The following is a 23015-nucleotide window of genomic DNA, read 5'->3' on the forward strand; positions in this document are numbered from 1 at the left end:
GCAACGCGAAATGAATGATTGATCTAGCGGCTCTGAGAGGCGGTCTCGGAATCGCTTAACTCGAAAAGCTCGGCTTCTTGGCTTGCCGATTTTGGGCTCGCGGCTCTCTGTTTAGAAGCATTCTTTTGCGAAACTTTTGCATCCGCCTTTACTGCAGATTCGACGGCAGCGATGCGTTTGAGTTCCGCCGCAGCCGCCTCCAAACGCGCCACAACACCTTCGATCTGCGTTTGAAGCTCTCCCGCGTGGTCGAGAAAATCGCGAAGACGCTCTAACGCCGAGTCCGTCGACGCCGCGATGACTTCCAGACGACCGATCGGAACACGCTCGAATCGGTCGCCTGAACCACGCGAAGCAAACAAAGGGATTCGCACGACATTCTGGAATGCTTTCTCAGGCAAGCGGACACTTCGCCAAGTAGCGTGATAGCTTTGGTGCAACCAAGCCATGTTGACGTCGATTTTGACGCTTGCGAGTTCTTCCTTAAGGGCAAAGTCGATCAGCGGCTCCCAAATTTCTTGCCAAGGACCGTCGCCTTGCATCTTGAGCGACCGCTCGTGCTTTTCAACATCACACACGTGCGGTCGCACCAAAAACGATTTCACCAAATGACGCACACGACCTGCAAGCAGTCGGCATTCGGAATAGCCGAACGTACGCGTCCCGACTAAGATGGCTAGCACCACCAAAGCCCCGACGGGCGTCATAAGATCATAGCCCCATGCGATGGACGCGATCGCGGCGGCGGAACTGATCGAACACGCTGCGGCTACTACCCAAAGCGTTCCGGCTCGACCAAAACGGTCATTGAGCAGGTGGTGTAAATGTCCGCGATCCGTTGCGTAAATGCTGCGCCCGGTCAACCATCGCCGCATGATCGCAGCGGTGGAGTCGAACAGCGGAAGAATCAAGATCGCGATCGGAGCGGCGGCGACCACGGTAGTTCCCTTGAGTGAGCACCACATGGCCAACACCCCGACGATCAATCCGATCATCATGCTGCCGGCATCGCCCAAGAAAATGGTCGCCGGCGGACGGTTGAAAACAAGGAATCCCGCCAAGGCACCGCACAGTGCGAACGCGGCGATCGAATTGAGCGAGAGCCCTCCGTTGATCATGCCCATGATCGCAAGGCTGCCGGTCACAAACATGCCCACTGTCGTGGCCATTCCGTCGGCGCCATCGAGCAAGTTCAAGGCGTTGATCGCGATTAACAGCCACAGCACGCTAATTGGAATCGCAAAGACCCCCAAAGGAAGATCGTATCCCAGGATTCCGATTTGTTTCATCACGCTGCCGCTGCCGACGATCACCATCGCGATCAGACATTGAGCGAGGAGCTTTTGCCTACCGCGAAGCGTGAAGGCGTCGTCGATCAAGCCGAGCAAAAGGATTGCGCAAGACGATCCTAGCAAAACCTTCCAACGGTACGTGAACAGTTCGCTGATCCCGCTCAGACTCCACCCGTTCTGGTAGCCGAGCGTGAACACCATCGCGACCAACATGCTCGCGAATACGGCCACGCCCCCCGCTAGAGCGATCGGTCGCGAATGCAACTTTCGTTCCGCATCGGGTTGATCGACCAGATTGATCCGGATGGCAAGGAAACGAACCACCGGTACAAACAGCAGAGCCGATACAAAGGCTGTGATTAGTGTAAACAACAGAAAAGGACTCATGTGGGGACAAGGAGCCTGGTGAGTAAGCCGAACGATCGGAGTACGCCGCGTAGTCTAATTGACGTAGCCCTTTCTAGGAATGATCCGGTCTGAAAAAACGGATCGTCGAAAGGTTCCAATATGAAAAGCTTGTGCCAATAACCTTAGCTGGTCAGTCAGCGAAGAACATGACCTAATCGGATTTTTCAGCCAATCAACCGTTTGATTCATGCTATTTAAGCGTTACAGACCGTCGGTCTTGCATGACCCTCGCTAGCTACCATCCAGAAACAACCCGCAAGCGTCATATGCACCCCCCCACCTCCGTCTTCATGAGCCCGCGGCAAGAATCGATCGGCGGGATCAATCAAACCGATCGAGCCAAGTCGCTGATGCGCAACAGATCAAGCCAAAACTTAATCTTGGACACACCGTCGAACACGAGCGGCCGACAGGGAAATTGAAGTGAACCGTGTCGGTTTAGGATTAGGCGACTTTCTTACCGCCAGGGGCTCGCAGGTCGAACAAACCGAAGATTTCGTCCCTAGTTAGCCCGGCGGTTCGCGTCAGCGGGCTATTGCTGGCCGGTTTGATCCCGACTTCGTTGCTCGTTTGCGGCGCAAAGAGCGCGTCGAACATTTCTCGCTTTTGATCGAGCACCGCAGCGATGCGTTGCTCGATCGTGCCCGCCGCCATCATCCGTGTGACCGTCACACTGCCTGCCGCTCCGATGCGGTGCGCGCGATTGATCGCTTGGTCTTCGATCGCGGGATTCCACCAACGATCAAACAGGAACACGTATCGACAAAACTGCAGATTCAGCCCAACACTACCGGCACCGTAACTCATCAAGATGATGCGAGAGTCGGGATCGTTCTTGAATCGGTCGATGACCTGTTCGCGTTGTTTGTGCGGGATCTTGCCGTGATATTCCAGCGGGTTGAATCTCGCGAGAGCCGGCTTCATCTTGTCAATGGTTTTTGTCCATTGGCTGAACAGGATCGCTTTGTGACCGCTCGCGGCGACCTCTTCCATGTCCGCTTCGAGTCGCTGCAACTTGGCACTGGCTCCGGTAACAGGATCGAAGTTGCAGATCTGTTTCAGCCGCAAGACGAGTTCGAAGACGTGTTGAATTGTTAACGACTCCTCGAGTTCTTCCAAGTGCACGATGCCTTCGCTCTCGGCCTCTTCGTAACGTTGCCATTGTTCCGGGGTCAAGTCAACATCGGCATCGCGGAACAACTTAGGCGGCATGTCGTCGAGAACCATGTCTTTGGTTCGACGCAGAATGTAATCGCCAGCCGCCTTGGCCATCTGAGGCATCGGCATCCCGGCGGTCAAATACCCGGGCGAGAGGAAATCGAAGATACCGACCAAATCATCGGGCGAATTTTCGACGGGCGTTCCGGTCAATGCCCACGAGCGGGTACGAGGGATCGCTTTGACGATCTCGCTGGTCGTGTTGTTGGAATTTTTGATCCGCTGTGCTTCATCAAGGGCGACCAAGTCGAAATGCAATCCGCCCTCCAAAACGATCTCTTTGTCCCGCATCAACAATTCATAGTTGGCGATCTTAACGGGAAACTCCGGTGCACGCCATTGGAACTCGCGTTTGGCCGCGTTTCCCTCAATCGCCGAGACCGGAATTTCAGGAGCCCAGACGCTGAACTCACGGATCCAGTTACTAACCAGCGGTTTCGGGCACACGAGCAGAATACTGCGTAGCTCACCGCTGCAAAGTAGCATTCGCATCGTGCTGATCGCCTGCATCGTCTTACCCAATCCCATCTCGTCGGCGAGCACGCAAGCGTAACGCGGGAACAGAAACGCGATCCCGTCGAGCTGGTAGGGAAACGGTTCGAATGGAAAACTCAACTGGCCACTGCCGACGAGCAAATCCAAAGGCGGTTGCAACAAGTAATACAATCGGTCTTGCAACTTAACGATGTCGTTGGGCGGCTTGATCCGCGCGTGCTTGCCGATTCGTCGCTTGGGCTTATTCACTTTCGATACGCCGTCGGCTTCACCGATTCGCCCGGCAACTGCGGGCCTCACGCTCGCATCGACCTTCGGTAACCAAGAGGCGGATTCGGGAAACAGAAAACCGTTGGCGGTCGCCCGCAGGGGTGGAACTTTGATCGGCACGCGAGTCGTTTGAAGTGGAGACAACGATAGCGTACAAGTCTCCAATTTCAGATCCGAGCACAACGACCAGCTCATCGTCGGATCAATCTCGCACGTCAATGACGTCGCCGAAGCCCGATTCGTGTTGGCGGGCGTTGACTCAGCTTGTGAACGAAACCACATTCAAGCAGCCCTCGCCATTTGGCTTTGGGCTTCACGGATCGCTTCGGTAATGCGCTCGAATGGCTCCATCGCATCGACCAGTTCGTTCAACTTGCCAATGGCTTCTTGGGCTTCGACGAGTCGCTCCATCGCGACCAGCAACGTGGCACTGCCCAACGACAGCGACTCGTAACCTGACAGATCGATTCGGCGGCCGGACAACGCATCCTCTTCGTTGCGAATGAATCCGACGACCGTAACGCCATTGAGATTACCGGTTGTGCCAGTTGCGCCGATGATGCCCGACGGACCGGTTGTTCCGGATGATGTGGTCGCGGGACTTGGAGGGTTAGGCAGGTTGTCTTGCAGAGCCAACCCTTCGATCTGCTGGCAGCACAACAGCGAGATCGGCGTGCGAGATTTTTGCAACAAGGTCGGCCCGATGACTTCACTGATGAGATGTTCACGCAGACTGTCGCCGAACAGGATCTCATGGGCGCGACTGGGCCGGATCGGTAGCGTGCATTGAAACTCCAGCGGGCGTCCGGAGCCGTTGAGGATCAGGAGTCCGCCCGTCCAACCGGTGCGATCCGATTGCACGGCGGTGAAGTATCCGATGGTCGCTGCGTCCTTGCTCGATGCCATTGACGTTTAGTTATCCCCGGTCGTGAAAATCGCTCTGATGAGAATCCGTTCTCATCGATACTCAACCCATTTCGGCTTCACTTTCGGCATAACTTGAACGCAGATTGCCAAATCAAATGTCCACAAAAAACGCGATGAAAGTCATGTTTTTCGCGAATCCAGGCAGTCGCAACGGGCGTAGTTCGAACAGTCTGCGCTACCGGCAAACTCCCCGCTCGCCTGCCGCGTCTGTGGTTGAGCATCCGATAACGCTAGAATCGGTGGGCGAACCACTTGCGAACCAATTTTCAAGATTTTTGTGAAATATGAAGGAGCATCCATGACCCATCCCCCCGACTCGCCGCAGGCCAACGAGAACCTACCCAATGAAGCGATCGGGGAAGATGAACTGTTTCGCCCCCAACCGGCCGATGAGCCGATTTCGCGGATCGATTCCCAGGACCTTTATCAGGTCATGCGCCACACGATCGATCGGCTGGAAAAGAACGACACCGCTCGCGGTGATTTGAAGATTCTGTCGCGGACGTTGAGAGAACTGCGGTACGCGTTTGAAGTCTTTCGTCCCTACCGAAAGCGGCGAAAGGTGACGATCTTTGGTTCCGCCCGAACCGCGCCGGACCAACCGGACTATCAAAGTGCGGTGGACCTGGGCAGACGCATGGCCGCGCACGGATGGATGGTCATCACCGGTGCCGGCGGCGGCATCATGGAGGCCGGACACAAGGGCGCCGGACGCGATGCGTCGATGGGGCTAAACATCATGTTACCGTTCGAACAGGGGGCCAACGAATACATCGATAATGATCCCAAACTGGTCACACTGAAGTACTTCTTCACTCGCAAATTGATGTTTGTCAAAGAATGCAGTGGCGTCGTATGTTTGCCCGGTGGATTCGGCACGCTCGATGAAGCCCTTGAAACGCTCACGCTGTTGCAGACGGGCAAGCAAACGATGATCCCGTTGGTGTTCCTGGACCATCCCGAGGGAAGCTACTGGAGCGACCTGGGAGAATTCTTCAAAAACCAGTTGCTCAAGAACGGGATGATCAGTCCCGAGGATGCCGCGTTATACAAGATCACCAACTCGGTCGACGAAGCGGTTGATGAACTGTTGCAGTTCTACGATGTGTATCACTCACTGCGATACGTGCGAGACAAGCTGGTGCTGCGTATGCGTAAACCACTTTCGCAGGAAGTGCTCGATAAGATTCAAGATGATTTCGTTGACATCGTATCAAAGGGTAAGTTCGAGCAAACCAGCGCGTTACCCGAAGAGGCCAGCGAAACCGAGTTGGCTCACATGCCGCGTTTGGTGTTTTACTTTAACCGCCGGGCACTGGGCAGACTGAGAATGCTGATCAATCAGATCAACGGGCATCCGTTGACTACCATTCCATCCACGACTCCGATTCTGTCCGAAAAATGAATGTGCCCGCTCACCCCAATGGGATACTGTTGCGATTGCCGCCGCTGGCAATTTTGGATCTCGACGGCAATGACGCGACTGCGATCCTGCATAATCTAACGACGAATCAAGTCAAAACTCTCGACCTTGAATCGGAAGATAATCCCGGCGTTGGTATCGAAACGTTTATCACAAATGTGAAAGGCAAATGTTTAGGGCACGTGCTGGCGTTTCGAACGTCGACCGGATTTCGATTGATAGGGGCTGGACCGTCCGGTGATAGCCCCAGCAATGACGACCCCGTCAGGGCAAGTCAATCCGAAACGATCGCCGGCCACGCGGATCGCTACACGATTCGCGAAGACGCGGTTCCGACGATCATGGATGGTCGATATCAAGGTTGGTTGATGGCTGGGGTTTCGCAACCGTCTACTGCACCGGAGCTATCTCGCCGCTCGGTCGTCGTCGAAGGCGTAGAAGTGAGCAGCTATGTCGTTCCCTGGGCGAAATCCGCCGACGGACAACTCGCGCGCTTACTGTTGATACCGATCGAAGCAAAGGTGCACATGGACGCGATCTTGGACGCCTTTGCACAGGCGGGCGTGATTGCCGATGCGGACAACGTACGATTGATCAATGGCGAATCAGCCGTCGCGATCTTTCACGCGTTGCGGGTCGCCGCTGGTTTCCCCTGGTACGGAATCGACCTGGACGATTCGCATCTGCCTCAGGAAGTCGGACGGGAGCGACAAACGATTTCATTCACGAAAGGGTGTTATTTGGGCCAAGAAACGGTTGCCCGATTGGACGCACTCGGTCAGGTGCAAAAAATGCTTATGGCCTGGTCGATCGATCTTCCCCCCGACGCTCCTCTTCCACAGCCGGATGCGAAACTATTCGCCGGGGGCGAGAAACCGGTAGGCCGTCTGACCAGCATCGCTCGATTCGATGATTCCTTGCGAAACTTGCTGCCGCCGTCGCTGGTACCTGAGGGCATCGCGGGCGGCGCTGCGGCCCTGGCCCTCGGTTACGCCCGGCGGAGCCATTTTGCCCCGGGTTCGATGGCCACCGGGATCGTGGGTGATGTTGAATTTAATGCGACGATCGTACCGCTAGCCACTGACCAAGGAGTTTAACGCGATGGACTTGTCGCTAGAACAGTTCGCCGAAATGCTCGAAAAGGTTCGTGACGGAGACGACGAAGCGACGGCCATTTTGTGGGAGCGGTACTTTCAGCCGCTCGTGCGGCTCGCCGGGACTCGGCTGCCCAAGAACCTCAAGCGAACTGCGGACGAAGAAGACATCGCATTGTCAGCCTTTCATAGTTTCATTGCCGGTATCCAACGCAATCAATTTCCCGACTTGGAAGGCCCGGATAATTTGTGGGGTTTGCTGATCACGTTGACCAGTCGAAAGGTGAACGCTCACTTGAGAAAACAAACCCGCCAAAAACGGGGTGGGGGGAATGTTCGTGGTGAATCTGTATTCCTAGACAGCACCGGCTCGGCAAACCAAGCAGGTTTGGAACAACTCGGCGGCTCTCATCGGGCAGGCGGGCGGGAAGTGATCCGTCCCGACCTGCAGGCGGAGCTCGCCGAAGCATGCGAGAGTCTGCTAGACGAACTTCCCGACGCACAATTACGCGAGATTGCAGTGATGAGAATGGACGGATACCTAGTCGACGAAATTGCGGATCGGTTGCAACTAAGTAAACGCGCCGTCGAGCGACGATTGCAATTGATTCGCAAAACGTGGTCCGAACGCCGCGATGCCGAGGAAGGCGACGATGAAACTGAGTGATCTGCCAGCTCGGGAACTTGCCCGACTCGATGCGGTTTGCCTAGATTTCGAATCGAAGCTTCGCGATTCGTTGCAATCAAGTCGTGCCTCAACGGATCCGACCGGTTCAGCCGACCCGACGCCGCGTTTGGACGCCAAGGCAACCTCCATCGATATCGATTCATTGGTCAATCGGTACGGCGGCGAGCACGCCGCTTTGTTGCGAACCGAATTGCAAGCGATCCGCGCGGAAGTCGAAAGCGAATTGGCAGGACGTCACGCCGTGACCGAAGTCATTGCCGCAAGCAGCGAAAACGCCCGCCCTTTGACAACGCCACGAAGTCCCGCGACGGCCGTTTCCGATTCCGAGTTAATCGCTGACGGCTTGCCAGCCTTGGGCACCAAGATGGGGCCCTACTTATTGACGAGCGTCCTGGGACGTGGCGGCATGGGAATCGTCTATCGCGCAACGGATACTCGTTTGGATCGCTCCGTCGCGATCAAGATGCTGTCCATCGGCGGCCATCAATCGACGTCCCTGGTTGAGCGATTTCAACGCGAAGCGAAGGCCGTTGCCGGTTTGTCCCACCCGCACATCGTCGAACTATTCGACGTCGGCGTTTTTGAAGGATTACCTTATGCGGTGATGGAGCATCTTCGCGGCAAAACACTGTTCGAGTACTTGCGAAACAATGCAGCGAGTCGCGGCGAAGGCAATCGCTCCGTCGATCCACAACAGGCTCGTCGATGGGGCTTGCAGTTGGCCCAAGCACTCGCGACGGCGCATCAAAGCGGAGTCATTCACCGCGATTTGAAGCCCGAGAACGTGATGGTAATCGCGACATCGCTTTCCTCGGGTGCGGTCGCCCCGGCTGGCGGCAGCCTGAAACTCTTCGATTTCGGGCTGTCGAGAATCGGCCAAGCGAGAACGGAACCACAATTGACCGAGTTCGAAGGGTTGACCAACCCAGCACGGCCACGATCGATGAGCGAACTGATTGCCGCCGAGCGGGGTAGCGGTGACCAAAGAACATCGGCGAGTTCTTCTCAAGGCGACACCTCCCGATCGCCATCGGTTGACTCGGCTACCCGCGTCGGTGCGATTTTAGGAACGCCCGGGTACATGGCACCCGAACAGGCGCGCGGTGGCTTGATTACGCCGGCAACCGACGTGTTTGCATTGGGATGCGTTCTCTATGAGGTGATGTTTGGTCGACCCGCGTTCGAAGGATCAACGGCAACACAGCGCTTCACGGCGGTCCTGGAAGATGATCCGATCCCGGACCCGATGCGTCGACGCGACGATCCCGAGTTGACCGAATTGATTTTGCGAATGCTCGCTAAGGATCCAACCCGGCGTCCGACGGCACCCGAAGTGGTCAAGTGCTTAACCGTCGACGACGTATCGACCTTCTCAGGTAGGAAGCCCCCCCGATCTGAACGCCGGACCAATGCAACGCGGGGCGAGTTCGTCATCAGTCGACGGAGATTGATCGAAATGGGCGTCGGAGCCATCGTCGGTGGTGGCTTAGGCGTAACGATTTGGCCGCGAGGCTCGGCGGGACAATTGGCCAGGATTCGCTCGATCGGCGTTCTGTCGTTTCAAGAAGCCGGTTCAGTCGCCTCGCGTTCGGGTAGTGTGTCCGATTCCTCCGTCACACCAACGCCCGCGGGCGGCCGCGACTTCGACACAGGCGAGTTACTATCCGGATTGCTAGTGAACGAACTCAGCCGAATCGACGGATTCACCGTGCCAAAGTTTGTACCGATGACCGCCAGTTTACCCGCTGAATTTCAAGCGGCTGCCAAGCTGCTCGAAGTCGACGCGATCGTCACGGGCACTTACACGTTGGCCGCTCCGCCAAACGATTCGACGTCTCCCGAATCGAGATCAATCTTGAAAGTAACCCTGGAAATCGTATCCGGTAAGACTGGAAAGTTGATCGAAGCGCTTACCGTCGCGACGTCGGCAGGCGGAAACTTGATCGAGCAATCGGTGTTGGCGCATCGTTTAGCAGATTTGGTCGGTCAAGAGTTAACGAGCAATCCAGACACCGAGAATCTGAACCAACCCGAGGCTTTCACGTGTTTGATCAAAGGGCGGGTTCGATCCGATCCTGATTCGGTTGAAGGGCTCAGCATGGCGCTGAAATGCTTCGAGCACGCCATTTCCGTCGACTTCAACTACGCCCAAGCCCATGCCGGTTTGGGATTGACCGCAATCACACTGGCTTCACGCGCATCCGGTGCAAGAGTTGGTGAATTGATTGCACTTTCGCAGGACGCAACAGCGAGGGCGCTATCGCTCGATGCCGACAATCCCGATGCGATTTTGTCGCGAGCGATGCTGGACTACCAGGTTCTCGGCGACTTCGGGGTCGCCGACGAGTCGCTTGACCGACTGACTCGTCGATTCCCCAGCCATTGGCAGATCCAGCATCAGGGAGGCTGGATGAAGATGATTCAATTTGCCGAAGCAGAGGGTATTCAATTATTGCGGAGGGCGAGCGGACTGCATCCGGCGTCACGATTCCTGAAGGTAGACGTGGCTCGTGCGGACTGGTTTCGCGGATATCCGAGCCGCGCCCTCCAGGCGGCGATGGAAATGCTAAGAAGTGAGACATCACAAAGTGGCCAGACATTCGCAAGAGGTCTGTTGATCGATCTCTATGAACAGAGCGAAGACTTCGCAGCCGCAGCCAAGATCGACCCTGATTTGCCTTGGCGTTCAAATGACGAGCCGTCCGGATACTATGCCGCGCGTGAGACCCGCTTGCATGATCTTCCTTACGGACCGTTTGGTGCCGCACTCAACGCTGCCATCCTACAGATTCGCCGAAAGGATCTCACCGTCCGCGAGCCTGCTGATCAGCTCTTGTCGCGTTTAGCGGCCGCTCAATTGCCAATGCTGCCAATTGTTTTGTGCAAACACCCCGCATTGTCGTCGATGACGTTGCTCGAACAGGCTATCGAAAGATTCCCAATGCTACGGATTGGTTGAGCGAACGACGATACAAACCGGATCATCCCCCGGCTTTTTGACATCCCAAGATAAGCATCAAATGCTGGGCTGCTTGCGAAACAATGCAAGCGAAAACGGACGGCCAACCAACTGGCTATCAAATTGGGGTATTTCCGAATCGAGATGATGATCGACTGATTGAATCGTCGATCGATACTGCTGGCCGAATCGGTGGGACCAACGATCACTGGTTGATGCATCGTGAATGCGATCGACGACCGACGTTGCCCACAATTGCAGTGGGAGTTCCTGTTTGTTATTGATTTCGATGTGCAGCCGAGGCTGCTCATCGAGAAGCCGTCGGATCTCCGTGGGCGACAGCCCGCAGTCATTGAATACGCAGTACCTCAACGTGTTCGAACGAGCGATTGCGTCGAGTTTGGCTCCGCTGATTCTCGTTTCTGAAAGATTCAATATCTCGATCGAGCGACTCGGGAGGAATTGGGCAAACGCTTCATCACTCCATTCAGTCTGAACCAAGGAAAGGTCTGATATTTGGATAAGACTAGCAATCGCGGCCTGAGCATTCTCGTCGAGTCTCAAATGATTCAGACTGACCGAGCGAAGGCTTTCCTGAGTGGACAACCAACGGATCGTATCCGCTCCGATCGCGGTATCATCGAAACAAACTCGACGCAGACGTGTAAGTTCGTTCCACGTGGAAACCACCTCATCATCGATCAGGCAGCCGGGCACTTCCAATGAAGTGAGCTGCTTCATTGCACCGATCCGCTTGAGTTTGTCTCGCGAAATCTGAGGATAGGCGAGCGACAACTGATCCAGTTCACGACACTTCGCAAGCTGATCGATCAGGGAGTCGCGAAGGTTCGTCCCGCCTGCCGCAAACCGCAGGAGACCGTCAACACCTTCAAGTGAATAATCGTTCGGCCAAGGGCACTCTATGATCAGTTCTCGCAACAGCGGAACCGAGTTTAAATGCAATCGTTCGACTTGGTTTTGAATCACAACACCACCGCAATACCTTGGCAGGTCAGTCAATTCGAGCGTCCGCAAATGACGTAATGGGCGGGTCTCTAGACTTTCGATTCGTTTATCTCGAACGATTTGCAACTCTTCGACCTGAGAAAGGTTCGCCCGAATCGTTTTGAGTTGTGGAAGTTTCACCAGATTGGTGAGCCGCTGTTGTGAAATGGGTAATTCGCCAAGGTCAAGTAGCTGCAATGATTCCTTTGTCTCCAATTCGGCCAAATCTGATTCGCTTAATTGAGTGTTGACACAATGCAGTTCGTGCAGATAGGGAATCCGGCAAAGGTTCTTGATGTCGTCTCGATCTAATCGAACGTCCTTGATTCTGACTTCGTTGATCGAATCGAGTTGGCTGATAGCGTTGACAAAAATTTTCCCACAGCGATCCGCATTGGCGCCTTCCTTCAAAACTCCCTCTCGCGATTCTTGCTCTCGCTGGTTCACCTGATTGCTACCTAATGAGATCGATCGCAATTGTGGCATTCCTGATAACCGAATGGACTCCAAATCACCCGCCTGGCATTCAAGTAAAGACAGGCTCGCAAGGTTACTTAGTTCCAATTTTTGCCACCGGGTCATACTCGGTAGAGATTGGTTCGCTTGGCCGCCCAAGACAAATTCAACGGGTTCGTAAATGCTTCGGAACAATGGAAGATTGGTGGCAATCAAGGCATGTTTCTGCCATCGGTCGAGATGTAAACTGGTAAGACTGGGACAATCGGCAAGCTCGAGCGTCAATGTTTCGTCGTTGAGTTGCTGTTCGAAATCCTGAACGCTCAACTCTGTCAATTTGGTCCATCCAACCACCTTGAGGCGATCTGAATTGTTTGATGCCGGACGTGACAACCTCAAGTGCCGGATCGAGTTTGCCCACCCCGGTTGAACAAACTCACTTAGCCGAATCCCAGTTCGCGACAAGTCCGCGCCTTCAAGACACGTTAGGCTGTTCAATGAATTCAAATCGTCGTTATCCAAAGGGCAACCATGCAGCGATAACCATCGAAGCTGGTTCATGCTCGAGATTCGATCAATCGCAAGTGAATCAAACCGACAGTATGAAATCGCTAGATTGGATATCGTTTTCGATCGACTCAGAAAGAGCAAGTTGTTTGCGTTCAGGTCTGCTCGATGGATACGAACCGAACGAAGCGTGTCCACGAACGCTAGTTCTTCAAGAATTGCGTTGTCAGGCCCCACCAACCCCACATCGGTAATCCGCATAAATTTTTCCGATAATGCTTTCGGAATTCGACCTGCCATCCAACTGGGAACTTCAGCGGCCAGAGTACACTGCCCGAAAACAACCAGACGTTTGGCAAAATCGCAATGACGTTTCGATGCTGCTGCCGAAACCAAGAAGATGATGGCGGGCACGGCAAAGCAACACGATGCAGTGGCGAAGTCGTAGAGGCGTCGGATCTGATTGGGATTGGCGGAACGATGGATATGACAATGCCGTGTGCGGGTGAACCACGCCACAAATCCCATCGCTACCAAACCAAATAAACCATTGACGACTAACCGAAACCACGAGAAATACAACGTTTGAGCCGGCGTCTGAGCTTCAGGTGCGTAAGTGCCGTCTGAAGAGAGAAACCGGATCCGATAGGTCATCGGCCAACCGGCCTTCTCGATCGGAGTCGACATGCTCGCTGCGTAAAACTCGTGGGAAATCATCGACGACCCAAGTTCTCGAGAATGAATCCGAACAATTTGGGTCGGAACATTCAACATCAGAATCACGGCTCCGACAGCGGCCGCAAACACAGCACAACACACAATCAATCGGCGAGACTCGACTGACGTTTCCATGGCTTGATACTCGTTGATCTGTCAAAGAAAAGATGCAAGTGAGCTCAGCGGGCCCCCATACGGAGGACAAGTTTAACAGATCCAGGGGGACAGGAACCCATCGCGTTTGCGAATTTTTAACCAAGTCGCGGTACGCGGTGAGGACTCAACCCGAGAAACCTACCTAGGGCAGATAGACATCCTCCACCAACTTTGGTGTACAGTGCGGCAAGTGGACACTACGCAGCCCGGCGTAGCGGCGTCGTTGATTGGAACGTTTGGACACCGCCTAACATTTCCATCGTGCGATCATAAGCACCGCGGTGCAACCGGACGAGTTCTTGAGCATGGCGTCCAAGGGTATCGGCGGAAGGAATGTCGGTGAGGCAGCGGCACACGAAGGTTTCAAGGGCTTCTGCGTTCTGGACTCGCACGGCAGCATCGGCGTCGATGAGTTGGTTGGCGATCAAATCGAAGTTTTTGGTGTTTGGACCGAACGATGTGGCACATCCGTATCCGGCTGGCTCGAGCATATTCTGGCCGCCACGATCGCCGAAACTTCCTCCGACGGTCGCGATCTGAGCAACGCCCCACCAATGGCGAAGTTCACCCACCGTATCGATCAAGATGACTTCGTCATTGTCCCACGTGTCACTGCACTGATCATTGTCGTAACTTCGACGCAAAACACGATCGCCGCGTGCCTGAATCAGGTCGGCAACGGCGTCAAATCTCTCCGGATGCCGTGGCACCAGGATCAACCGCAACTCGGGATGTCGCGGACGCAATCGGTGGTAAACGTCCAACGCGATCTCTTCCTCGCCTGCCTGAGAACTTCCAAAGCACCAAACGCGAAGCCACGGATCAATGCCGGCCCAATCGGAACGTTCGATCACGTCAGGCGTATCTCTCGAATGAGGGGCGTTGTCGAATTTCAGTGATCCGGTCACATGCACTTTATCTGAATCGGCGCCGCACCGCACGAATCGATCCGCAGTGGCGGTGTCTTGGCAACCAACCGCAGTCAAACGCGAGAATGCCGGCGCAAGCCAGCGAGAAAATCTCAGATAACCGGCGGCACTTCTTTCGCTCAATCGCCCGTTGACGACGCACACCGGGATTCGGAGCGAAGCCGCCGTTGCAATGAGGTTGGGCCAAAGCTCCAGTTCGGCCAGAATCAGCTGGTTGCATTTGAGATTCCGGATCGTTCGCTTGACCGCCCATGTGAAATCCAAAGGCGCAAAGAAGACACGGTCGGCACCAAAGTACTGGCAAGCTAGGTCGTATCCCGTATCGGTCGACGTGCTGACGACGATCGATATCTTTCCTGACTGAGATTCGAGCCGTTTGACTAGCTCGAGCAACAAGTTCACTTCACCGACACTGACGGCATGAACCCAGACCGTCTTCCACGCATCTCCACGCAGCGCCGCTCCGCGTGATTTTGAAAGTCCAAAGACTTTTTCGAAGCGACCGCGGCGGTAACGTCCATGTCGAAGTGAGCGATACAGGATGACCGGCGATAAAGCCAACAAGGCCGTCAGGTAAAGGAAATTGAAGAACATCCGTGTTCCGTTTGAATAGGGAAGGTAGTTTCTTGTCGCGTTATCCGGGGACTTACATCCCCGACAATTCATCTGTCGCCCTGTGGTCTATCAAAAAGCAGTGCTACTTACTCGCCGGCAAGTTGATATTATTGACCGTACCGCGTTAGCGGGCTGTTGATTAAATCGTAACCCGATGCGTCAGCGAGGGATTGAACGCCATTCATTATCTATAAAGTATCCCTCGCTCACGCATCGGGTTTCGATGAGGACTAAATCAACAGCCCGTTAGCGGCGGTTAACGAATCACCAACCGGGGCTAACGCCCATCGGCTAATCGATGTAATTCGGTATACGACTCAATCAACACACCGTCGCGCCTCCGCGTTAGACGGTTGCGGCGCAGCCGCGCTACGCCATCTTTCGCATGCAACAGGACTTGTATTTCTTTCCGCTGCCGCAGGGACAGGGTGAATTGCGGCCAATCGCGGGCTCGATTTTTCGGATCGGTTGGACTTTCTCGGCGTCATCACCGCTGCTGGTTTCGCTCCCGCGGGCAGCCCGTTGGGCTTCCGTGTCGGCCGCCATGCGGGCCGCTTGATTGGACTGGCTGGCGTCATCATGAGTTGCCCGCGCATCGACCCACGTGCTGCGAATGAACGCCTCGTTGAATGACTCCATACGGAAGATCAAGTCGGTGACACGTTCGCCGATTGAGCCCCACATGGTTTCGAACAATCGCATACCTTCGCGTTTGTATTCGACCTTGGGGTCCATTTGGGCATAACCCTTCAGTCCGACACTTGATCGCAAATGGTCCATTGTTAGCAAATGGTTCTTCCACGAATCGTCGACGATATTCAACAGAATCTGACGTTCCATACGTCGCATTTCGGGATAGAACCGATCGTCAACAGCGCCTTGAACGGCAAGGGCGAGCTCGGATCGGTTCATCCGCGAGAGATCTTCGACGGCGACTTCGTGTTGGAGACGATCTCCGAGCCAATCGACGAGTGATTCCAGTTTGCCGGTATCGCCACTGGCCAACAGGGCTGTTTGTTCAGGCTTAGCGTCTCTAAAAATCTCGTCAACCTTCGCTGCCGCTTCGGCTTCGACGGCGATTGATTCGCTCGCGGTTTCCTTGCTGTGTTGGATTAATTGTAGTTTCAGCTCTTCGCGGTTGAGCTTGATCTCGTCGATCGTCAGGTCCGTTTTGAAACGGCCCTTGACCCAGGCGATCAATCCCTCTCGGTCGAGTGAAACTTGGGCACCTTGTTTTTCCGTGAACCGTGAGATGCCGGTGAGAACGGGATATTCGGCTTCTTTCTCAACGTAGGCGGCTTCGGCACGTTCGACCAAGATGCGGGCGACGTCGCGACGGTCATCCATGTCTTTGAATTCTTCGGGTGTGGTTTCGATCCCGAATTTGTGTCGCATCCATCCGCACAGAACTCGCAACCCGTAGTCGGCATCGAGTAGCGGTCGGCCTTCGGACAGATCGGTATTCTCGATCAGTTCGTGAGCCTTGGCAATGAACGCGTCGGCCATCTCGTCGCGATCCATGCTGCGAAGTTGATGGTCTTGATAATTGGTTTGCAAACGGGTATTCGCCCATGTCGCCATCGCTTTCCAATTCCACTCATCTTCCATTCCCGAGGGCAGGTTTTCCTCGACGGCTTCATTTACGGTAACTTCGGCGGCCCGTTCGGCTTGATCTTTGGCAAAGTTGTCCGCCATCTCGAAATCCATGTTCTGGAAATCGCGCGGATCGAGTTGGCAATGCAGTTGCGAACCGGCAAAGCTGGCGAACGTGTCGACCCCGTAGTTGGGCTCCAAGAAAGTAGTGACGTGGGTTTCGATCTCAGCTCGGATCAGGCCCAGGATCATATTTCGGGACGAGTGACCGTCGAGCAGATTCTGGCGATAGCGATAGACGCGTTTGCGCTGTTCGTCCATCACTTCATCGTATTCGAGCAAGCTTTTTCGGATTTCGAAGTTACGTTCTTCGACTTTCTTCTGAGCGGCGGCGATGCGGCGGGTGACCAGACTCGATTCGATCGCCTCGCCTTCCTTCATGCCCATCCGCTCCATCATGCTCTTAACGAAATCGCCGGCAAAGATCCGCATCAAGTCGTCTTCGAGCGACAAGAAGAAACGCGATCCGCCGGGATCGCCTTGTCGTCCGCAACGGCCGCGGAGCTGCAAGTCGATCCGCCGTGATTCGTGACGTTCGGTTCCCAAAACGTACAAACCACCGAGATCGCGGACGATGTCGCCTTCGGCGCTCATCTGTTCCCGTTCGTCGATTTCGTCGACGAGCTTTTTCCAAACGTCGTCGGGCACTTCCAAACGGGTTGGGTACTCGTGCTGCAATTGAGCCCAAGCCATCGTCTCGGGGTTACCACCCAGGATGATGTCGGTACCTCGGCCGGCCATGTTGGTTGCGATGGTGACCGCGCCGATACGTCCAGCCTGCGAAACGATCTCCGCCTCGCGGCCGTGTTGTTTCGCATTCAGGACGCTGTGTTTGATCCCGCGACGTTCGAGCATCTCGGACAATCGCTCGCTCTTTTCGATACTCACCGTGCCGACGAGAACAGGTCGCCCGGCCTTTTCGATCTTGACGATCTCGGACCTTTGGACGGCCTCGGCCTGCTTTTCGCCTTTAGGAACGATGCGAACTTCGTTCTCGCTTTCGGATTCGATCTTGCCCCAAATTTCGCTATCGCCTTTGAGGGACAGGACGTCCCATTTGTGGCATCGTTCGACGTCGTCGGCGATCGCACGAAACTTGTCTTTCTCGGTTAGATAGATCAAATCGGGGTGTTCGATGCGTTGCAGACCACGATGTGTCGGGATGGCAACGACGTCGAGCTTGTAGATTTTCCAAAATTCGTCGGCTTCGGTCATCGCCGTACCGGTCATCCCAGAAAGTTTTTTATACATCTTGAAGATGTTCTGCAGCGATGCGGTGGCGAAGGTCTGCGTTTCCTGCTTAATCGGCACACCTTCCTTGGCTTCGACGGCCTGGTGCAGTCCGTCGGACCATTGGCGACCTTCCATCAACCGTCCGGTGAACTCGTCGACGATAACGATCTGTTTATCTTTGATGACGTAGTTCACGTCGATTTTGTAGAGGTAGTGGGCCTTCAGCGCGTTGTCGATCAGGTGCGGCCATTCCATGTTGCCGGCGGTGTAGAAACTTTCCACGCCCGCAAGTTCTTCGGCACGGCGGACGCCGTCATCGGTCAACGTGACGTTGTGTTGTTTTTCATCGACGGTGAAGTGCGTTTCTTTTTGCAACTGCCGCGCGACCCGATCGGCTTCGGCATAACGTCCCAAATCCAGGTCGGCCGGACCGCTGATGATGAGCGGCGTGCGAGCCTCGTCGATCAAAATATTGTCAACTTCGTCGATGATCGCGTAGTTCAGTGGCCCTTGGCATTGTTGGGCTTCTTTGGGGAAGCGATCGTCACCTTTTCCGGCCGGACGCATGTTGTCGCGGAGGTAATCAAAGCCGAACTCGTTGTTCGTTCCGTAGGTGACGTCGCACTGGTAGGCAGCCTGTTTCTCTTGAACCGTCATGCCGGACTGAATCGCATCGATCGTTAAGCCCATGTTCAAGAACAGGGGGGCCATCCATTCCATGTCCCGGCGGGCGAGGTAATCGTTGACCGTGATGACGTGAACGCCCTTGCCCTCGAGCGCGTTGAGGTAGGCCGGAAGCGTCGCAACCAGCGTTTTGCCTTCGCCGGTGACCATTTCGGCGATTGCACCGGAGTGCAACACCATGCCGCCGATTAATTGCACGTCGTAGTGTCGCATGCCGAGGAATCGCTTGGAGGCTTCCCGGCATACCGCAAAGGCTTCGACCAAGATGTCGTCGAGCGTTTCGCCTTCGCGGAGACGTTTGCGAAACAAATCGGTTTGTTTGCGAAGATCTTCGGTCGAGAAAGCTTCGTACTTGGCCTCCAAAGCGTTGATCTTTTCAACCCGTTCTTGCAACTTGGCCACTTGGCGTGCGTTGGCAGAGCCGAAAATATTGGTCGCCATTTGGCCGACGCGTTCAAGAGTTCCGCCAAAAAGGAGGCCGAGGAGGTCCCAGATACGCTCGAGGATGGACATATGTGAAAAGGGGTGTGCGTTGCGGCGGCGGTCGAAAGAGAAAAAAAGCGTTCGGTTTGCGTAAACCGTGCCAAGTTCCAACGTTACGGGTTCTGAGAAACTGGGTCAACTGCGATCGACGCTCATGGGCTGGTCCAGAAACACATCTTTTTCGCGTCGGGAAGCCCAAACTTGGTAATCCTGCGGATCAGGATGCGTCATTTTGGCGGATTTTTGTAGTTCCAGCGGCAGCGAACGCAAACGCCGGGCCAGCTCGTCCATGGCAAACCGTTCGCTATAGTAATGCCCGACCATCCCCAAAGAAATGCCCGTATTTTCCGCTTCCAAGCATGCATGGAAGGTGGCTTCGCCGGTCAGTAACAAGTCGCACCCGGCTCGCATCGCGGCGGATACGAAACTTCCGCCGCTGCCACAGGCAACCCCCACCCGGCGGACCGGGCGGTCCGGCACGCCAGCCAACCGCGGCCGGGTCGCGGCACAAAATCGGACGGCCCGGTCGAGGATCTGCGCCGCGGTCTCGGGAACTGGACCTGTCAATTTCCCCACCCGACCGCTTCCGACTTGAGGATCACTCGGATCGGGAATCATCGGCTTCACGTCGGTCAACCCGAGCGCGGCGGCCCATTGTTCGTTAATGCCACCAGCGGCGGAGTCCATCGCCGTGTGGGCACTGTACAAACTGATCCCCGCCCTCGACAACCGCCACAAGAGTCCGCCCGAGGGCGAGTCGGTCGTGATCTTGTTGACGGCTTTGAAAGGAAACGGATGGTGGGCGATGATCAAATCGACCTTTTCATCTTCGGCTTCGGCAACGACGTCAAGCGTGATCGTCAGACACGTCATCACCCGCCGGGCTGGCGACCACCGATCGCCCAACAGCAATCCCACATTGTCCCAGTCCTCCGCCAATCGCAACGGAGCGATTTGGGCCATCGCTTGACAAACATGTTCAACCAGCAGCGTCATCCGTCCGTTCAATTGAGGACCGGACAAACGTCGAACCACTCGCGTTTTTGTTTTTGCATCCACTCGGACGCCTCGACGGGGCCCCACAATCCCGTTGGATAAATGTGTAGCGGTGGGGCGGCGGGGCTTTTCCAGGCTTCAATGATCGGGTCAATGATGCCCCACGCCAATTCGACTTCATCCCCGCGGGCGAACAAACTCGCGTCGCCTTGGACCGCGTCGAGCAGCAATCGCTGGTAGGCGTCGGGCATCGCATCACCGCCGATGCTGTCTTGAAAATTAAAGTCGAGGTGATTGGTTCGGGTTTTCATTCCCGCGTCGGGCACTTTCGTTTCGAAGTGCAATTGGATGCCTTCGGCCGGTTGGACTTGGATGACCAACCGGTTTCCCATCGGCACGCGAGATTTTTCACCGAACATCATATGCGGAACGTTTTTGAATTGGATGACGATCTGAGTCGTGCGGCACGACATGCCTTTGCCCGATCGCAAGAAGAACGGCACGCCCCGCCAACGCCAATTGTCGCAGTACAGTTTCAACGCCGCATAGGTTTCCGTTTGGCTGCCCTTGGGAACGCCTTCTTCACTCAAGTAGCCTTCGTATTGGCCCCGCATCGTTTGGCTCGCGAAATCGCCACCGGTCATTTTTCGAACCGAGTGCAGAACCTTGACCTTTTCGTCACGCACCATTGTCGATTCATACTTCGCGGGCGGTTCCATCGCGGTGATCATCATCAATTGCAAGAGATGGTTCTGGAACATATCTCGCAAGATGCCGCTGGTGTCGTAATATCCCGCACGACGTCCGATGACGACTTCTTCGGCCACCGTGATCTGGACATGGTCGACGAAGTTGCGGTTCCACAGCGGTTCGAAAATGCTGTTGGCGAAACGCAAGGCAAAGATGTTCTGAACGGTTTCTTTGCCGAGGTAGTGATCGATCCGGTAGATTTGGTCTTCGCTGAACACGCCGTGAATGCGGACGTTGAGTTCCTTGGCGGTCTTCAGATCGGTGCCGAAGGGTTTTTCGATGATGATCCGGCGGGTGCCGTTGTCTTCGGATGCCAAACCGGCTTTGCCGAGTTGAGCAATCGCGGGCTCGTAGAGTTGCGGCATCGTCGAGAGGTAGTAGACCCGTCCGGTCGGTTGCCCCTCCTCGATTTCGCTCAGAAACTTGGCGAGCTGAGCGAAGGAATCGGCGTCTTGTATATCGCCGGGTTGATAATAGATGCGAGGTGCGAAGGTCTCCCAAGCTTCAGCCGAGAAGGATTTGCCGGCAAATTTCGCGGTCGTTTCCCGCAGGCTCTCGCGCCAAGCGTCGTGTTCGTATGGACTCCGGGACACGCCAACGATCCGAGTTTGGTCAGGCAGGCGTCCTTTTTTATGCAGTCGATAAAGTGCCGGAATCAGTTTGCGGCTGGTCAAATCGCCGCTGGCACCAAAAATCACGATCGTGTTGGACATGAAATATCAACTTTTGCGAGGAACCCGACTGAAATCTCCTGACGTACTGTAAAACGTGTCCTAGCGTCCGGCGAGTCCCCTTCTGCCACCCGGTGTGGTTCGTAGTATTCCATCGCAGCTTGGTTTTCGGGTAGAAAAAGGTCTTTAAGCCCCTCTTCCCCCGAGACCACGGACGGTCGAATGTCAAACCGCAAGCTCTATCGTATCAAGCTGACAGACGAAGAACGCGAAACCTTTGCCAAGGTAGCCACCGGTAAACGTGGCAAGCTGAACATCGCCGCCTGGAAAGTGCAACGCGCAAACGCGATGCTCAAGTGCGATGAAGGCCACGACGGTCCAGCGTGGCAAGATCAACAAATTGCTGAAGCCTTTGGTGTGACGACACGATCGTTGGAGAACTGGCGAAAGCAAGCGACCGAGCAAGGGCCGATGAGCCTTTTGGAACGTAAGCAGCGTCAGAGCCCGCCAACGCCTCCCATTCTCGACGGAGAGAAAGAAGCAAAACTAACCAAGATTGCCTGTTCGACTCCTCCAGAAGGACGTTCCCGATGGACTCTCCAACTGCTGGCCGACAAGCTTGTTGAGCTGGAGGTGGTTGAATCGATCTCGGCCGATACGGTCGGACGTGTCCAAAAAAAAACGAGTTGAAGCCGTGGCAGCGTTCGATGTGGTGCATTCCACCTGAGCAAGACGCAGCGTTTGTCGCTGCCATGGAACAGGTATTGAGCGTTTATCATCGTCCTTACGACCCCCTGCGTCCGGTAGTCAATATGGACGAACAGCCGATTCAGTTGGTTTCGCATTCGCGGGCGCCGTTGCCAATGCGTCCTGGGGATTCGGCTAAGATTGATTACGAATACGTTCGCGAAGGCATGTGTAACGCATTCATGTTTGTCCAGCCCCTTGCCGGTTGGCGTGAGGTTCACGTCAGCACAACGAAGACGGCTTTGGATTGGGCCCACTTTATCAAGTGGCTCGTTGACCATCCTCGCTTTGCGAGCGCCGAGCGAATCACGTTGGTATGCGACAATTTAAATACTCACTGCGCCGGTTCGCTGTATGCGGCCTTTGCACCGGAGGAAGCATCTCGCATTCTCAGTAAGCTGGAGATCGTTTTCACACCCAAGCACGGCAGTTGGCTGAACATGGCCGAGCCTGAGCTAAGCGTGATGACGCGACAGTGCTTCTCTGACCGCGTCGGAAGCCAAGCTGAGGCAAACGAGCGAATTACCAAGTGGTATGCCGCGCGAAACGAGCGTCAAACGGGAATCGATTGGCAGTTCACGACCGCAGACGCTCGGATCAAATTAAGACGCCTCTACCCGAAAATTGAGCTGCGATAGA

General features: G+C 55.2%; 14 protein-coding genes. 6 read left to right on the plus strand and 8 right to left on the minus strand.

All coding sequences use genetic code 11. The features are described 5' to 3' along the window. Window positions 1-23: 23 nt before the first annotated feature. The 3 genes from Pla100_RS28270 to Pla100_RS28280 form a co-directional block, all read right to left on the minus strand. Window positions 24-1664 carry an MraY family glycosyltransferase gene (locus tag Pla100_RS28270; RefSeq protein ID WP_231603728.1) on the minus strand — a complete coding sequence of 547 codons (1641 nt, stop codon included), beginning with the start codon at window positions 1662-1664 and terminating at the stop codon, window positions 24-26. 480 nt (window positions 1665-2144) lie between these two features. After that, on the minus strand, window positions 2145-3965 hold the full coding sequence (locus Pla100_RS28275) for a DEAD/DEAH box helicase (RefSeq protein ID WP_146582394.1): 1821 nt from the start codon (window positions 3963-3965) through the stop codon (window positions 2145-2147). Then, on the minus strand, window positions 3966-4589 hold the full coding sequence (locus Pla100_RS28280; RefSeq protein WP_146582396.1) for a hypothetical protein: 624 nt from the start codon (window positions 4587-4589) through the stop codon (window positions 3966-3968). It abuts the gene before it with no gap. Between the two features lie 319 nt (window positions 4590-4908). On the opposite strand from Pla100_RS28280, the gene Pla100_RS28285 reads away from it, so the two are divergent. Genes Pla100_RS28285 through Pla100_RS28300 form a run of 4 tightly spaced genes read left to right on the plus strand, consistent with a single transcriptional unit; the run spans window position 4909 to window position 10774 of the window. After that, the gene (locus Pla100_RS28285; protein WP_146582398.1) at window positions 4909-6015 is read left to right on the plus strand and encodes an LOG family protein; all 1107 of its coding nucleotides are present in this window, start codon (window positions 4909-4911) and stop codon (window positions 6013-6015) included. 2 nt (window positions 6016-6017) lie between these two features. Further along, window positions 6018-7130: a CAF17-like 4Fe-4S cluster assembly/insertion protein YgfZ gene (ygfZ, locus tag Pla100_RS28290; protein WP_231603729.1), complete on the plus strand. Its 1113-nt coding sequence runs from the start codon at window positions 6018-6020 to the stop codon at window positions 7128-7130. A gap of 4 nt (window positions 7131-7134) precedes the next feature. Continuing rightward, window positions 7135-7794, plus strand: coding sequence for an ECF-type sigma factor (locus Pla100_RS28295; RefSeq protein WP_146582402.1), 660 nt, complete (start codon window positions 7135-7137; stop codon window positions 7792-7794). Further along, on the plus strand, window positions 7781-10774 hold the full coding sequence (locus tag Pla100_RS28300) for a protein kinase domain-containing protein (RefSeq protein ID WP_146582404.1): 2994 nt from the start codon (window positions 7781-7783) through the stop codon (window positions 10772-10774). The genes Pla100_RS28295 and Pla100_RS28300 overlap by 14 nt, the downstream gene beginning before the upstream one ends. 57 nt (window positions 10775-10831) lie before the next feature. On the opposite strand, the gene Pla100_RS28305 is transcribed toward Pla100_RS28300, so the two are convergent. The 5 genes from Pla100_RS28305 to zwf form a co-directional block, all read right to left on the minus strand. After that, window positions 10832-13594 (minus strand): leucine-rich repeat domain-containing protein, encoded by a 2763-nt coding sequence (locus Pla100_RS28305; RefSeq protein ID WP_146582406.1) that lies wholly within the window; start codon window positions 13592-13594, stop codon window positions 10832-10834. Between the two features lie 218 nt (window positions 13595-13812). Beyond that, on the minus strand, window positions 13813-15138 hold the full coding sequence (locus Pla100_RS28310; RefSeq protein ID WP_146582408.1) for a 3-deoxy-D-manno-octulosonic acid transferase: 1326 nt from the start codon (window positions 15136-15138) through the stop codon (window positions 13813-13815). A 390-nt stretch (window positions 15139-15528) separates the two neighbouring features. Beyond that, on the minus strand, window positions 15529-19242 hold the full coding sequence (gene secA / locus Pla100_RS32315) for a preprotein translocase subunit SecA (RefSeq protein ID WP_146582411.1): 3714 nt from the start codon (window positions 19240-19242) through the stop codon (window positions 15529-15531). Between the two features lie 105 nt (window positions 19243-19347). Further along, window positions 19348-20208, minus strand: a complete 861-nt coding sequence (locus Pla100_RS28325; RefSeq protein WP_146582427.1) for a Nif3-like dinuclear metal center hexameric protein — start codon at window positions 20206-20208, stop codon at window positions 19348-19350. A gap of 8 nt (window positions 20209-20216) precedes the next feature. Beyond that, window positions 20217-21671: a glucose-6-phosphate dehydrogenase gene (gene zwf / locus Pla100_RS28330; protein WP_146582412.1), complete on the minus strand. Its 1455-nt coding sequence runs from the start codon at window positions 21669-21671 to the stop codon at window positions 20217-20219. Window positions 21672-21851: 180 nt separating this feature from the next. Between zwf and Pla100_RS28335 the strand changes: the two genes are divergently transcribed. Then, complete coding sequence (locus Pla100_RS28335; RefSeq protein ID WP_146582414.1) at window positions 21852-22319, plus strand: helix-turn-helix domain-containing protein; 468 nt, start codon at window positions 21852-21854, stop codon at window positions 22317-22319. 17 nt (window positions 22320-22336) lie between these two features. Beyond that, on the plus strand, window positions 22337-23014 hold the full coding sequence (locus Pla100_RS28340) for an IS630 family transposase (protein WP_146582416.1): 678 nt from the start codon (window positions 22337-22339) through the stop codon (window positions 23012-23014). Window position 23015 lies beyond the last annotated feature (1 nt).

Origin of the sequence: Neorhodopirellula pilleata (genome assembly GCF_007859915.1) — a bacterium.
Taxonomy (GTDB): Bacteria; Planctomycetota; Planctomycetia; order Pirellulales; family Pirellulaceae; genus Rhodopirellula; species Rhodopirellula pilleata.

Coding starts and splice junctions, on each gene's coding strand:
- Pla100_RS28275 (WP_146582394.1), bottom strand. CDS start 3,965: ATGTGGTTTCGTTCACAAGCTGAGTCAACGCCCGCCAACACGAATCGG.
- Pla100_RS28280 (WP_146582396.1), bottom strand. CDS start 4,589: ATGGCATCGAGCAAGGACGCAGCGACCATCGGATACTTCACCGCCGTG.
- Pla100_RS28285 (WP_146582398.1), top strand. CDS start 4,909: ATGACCCATCCCCCCGACTCGCCGCAGGCCAACGAGAACCTACCCAAT.
- Pla100_RS28295 (WP_146582402.1), top strand. CDS start 7,135: ATGGACTTGTCGCTAGAACAGTTCGCCGAAATGCTCGAAAAGGTTCGT.
- Pla100_RS28300 (WP_146582404.1), top strand. CDS start 7,781: ATGAAACTGAGTGATCTGCCAGCTCGGGAACTTGCCCGACTCGATGCG.
- Pla100_RS28305 (WP_146582406.1), bottom strand. CDS start 13,594: ATGGAAACGTCAGTCGAGTCTCGCCGATTGATTGTGTGTTGTGCTGTG.
- Pla100_RS28310 (WP_146582408.1), bottom strand. CDS start 15,138: ATGTTCTTCAATTTCCTTTACCTGACGGCCTTGTTGGCTTTATCGCCG.
- secA (WP_146582411.1), bottom strand. CDS start 19,242: ATGTCCATCCTCGAGCGTATCTGGGACCTCCTCGGCCTCCTTTTTGGC.
- Pla100_RS28325 (WP_146582427.1), bottom strand. CDS start 20,208: ATGACGCTGCTGGTTGAACATGTTTGTCAAGCGATGGCCCAAATCGCT.
- zwf (WP_146582412.1), bottom strand. CDS start 21,671: ATGTCCAACACGATCGTGATTTTTGGTGCCAGCGGCGATTTGACCAGC.
- Pla100_RS28335 (WP_146582414.1), top strand. CDS start 21,852: ATGTCAAACCGCAAGCTCTATCGTATCAAGCTGACAGACGAAGAACGC.
- Pla100_RS28340 (WP_146582416.1), top strand. CDS start 22,337: ATGTGGTGCATTCCACCTGAGCAAGACGCAGCGTTTGTCGCTGCCATG.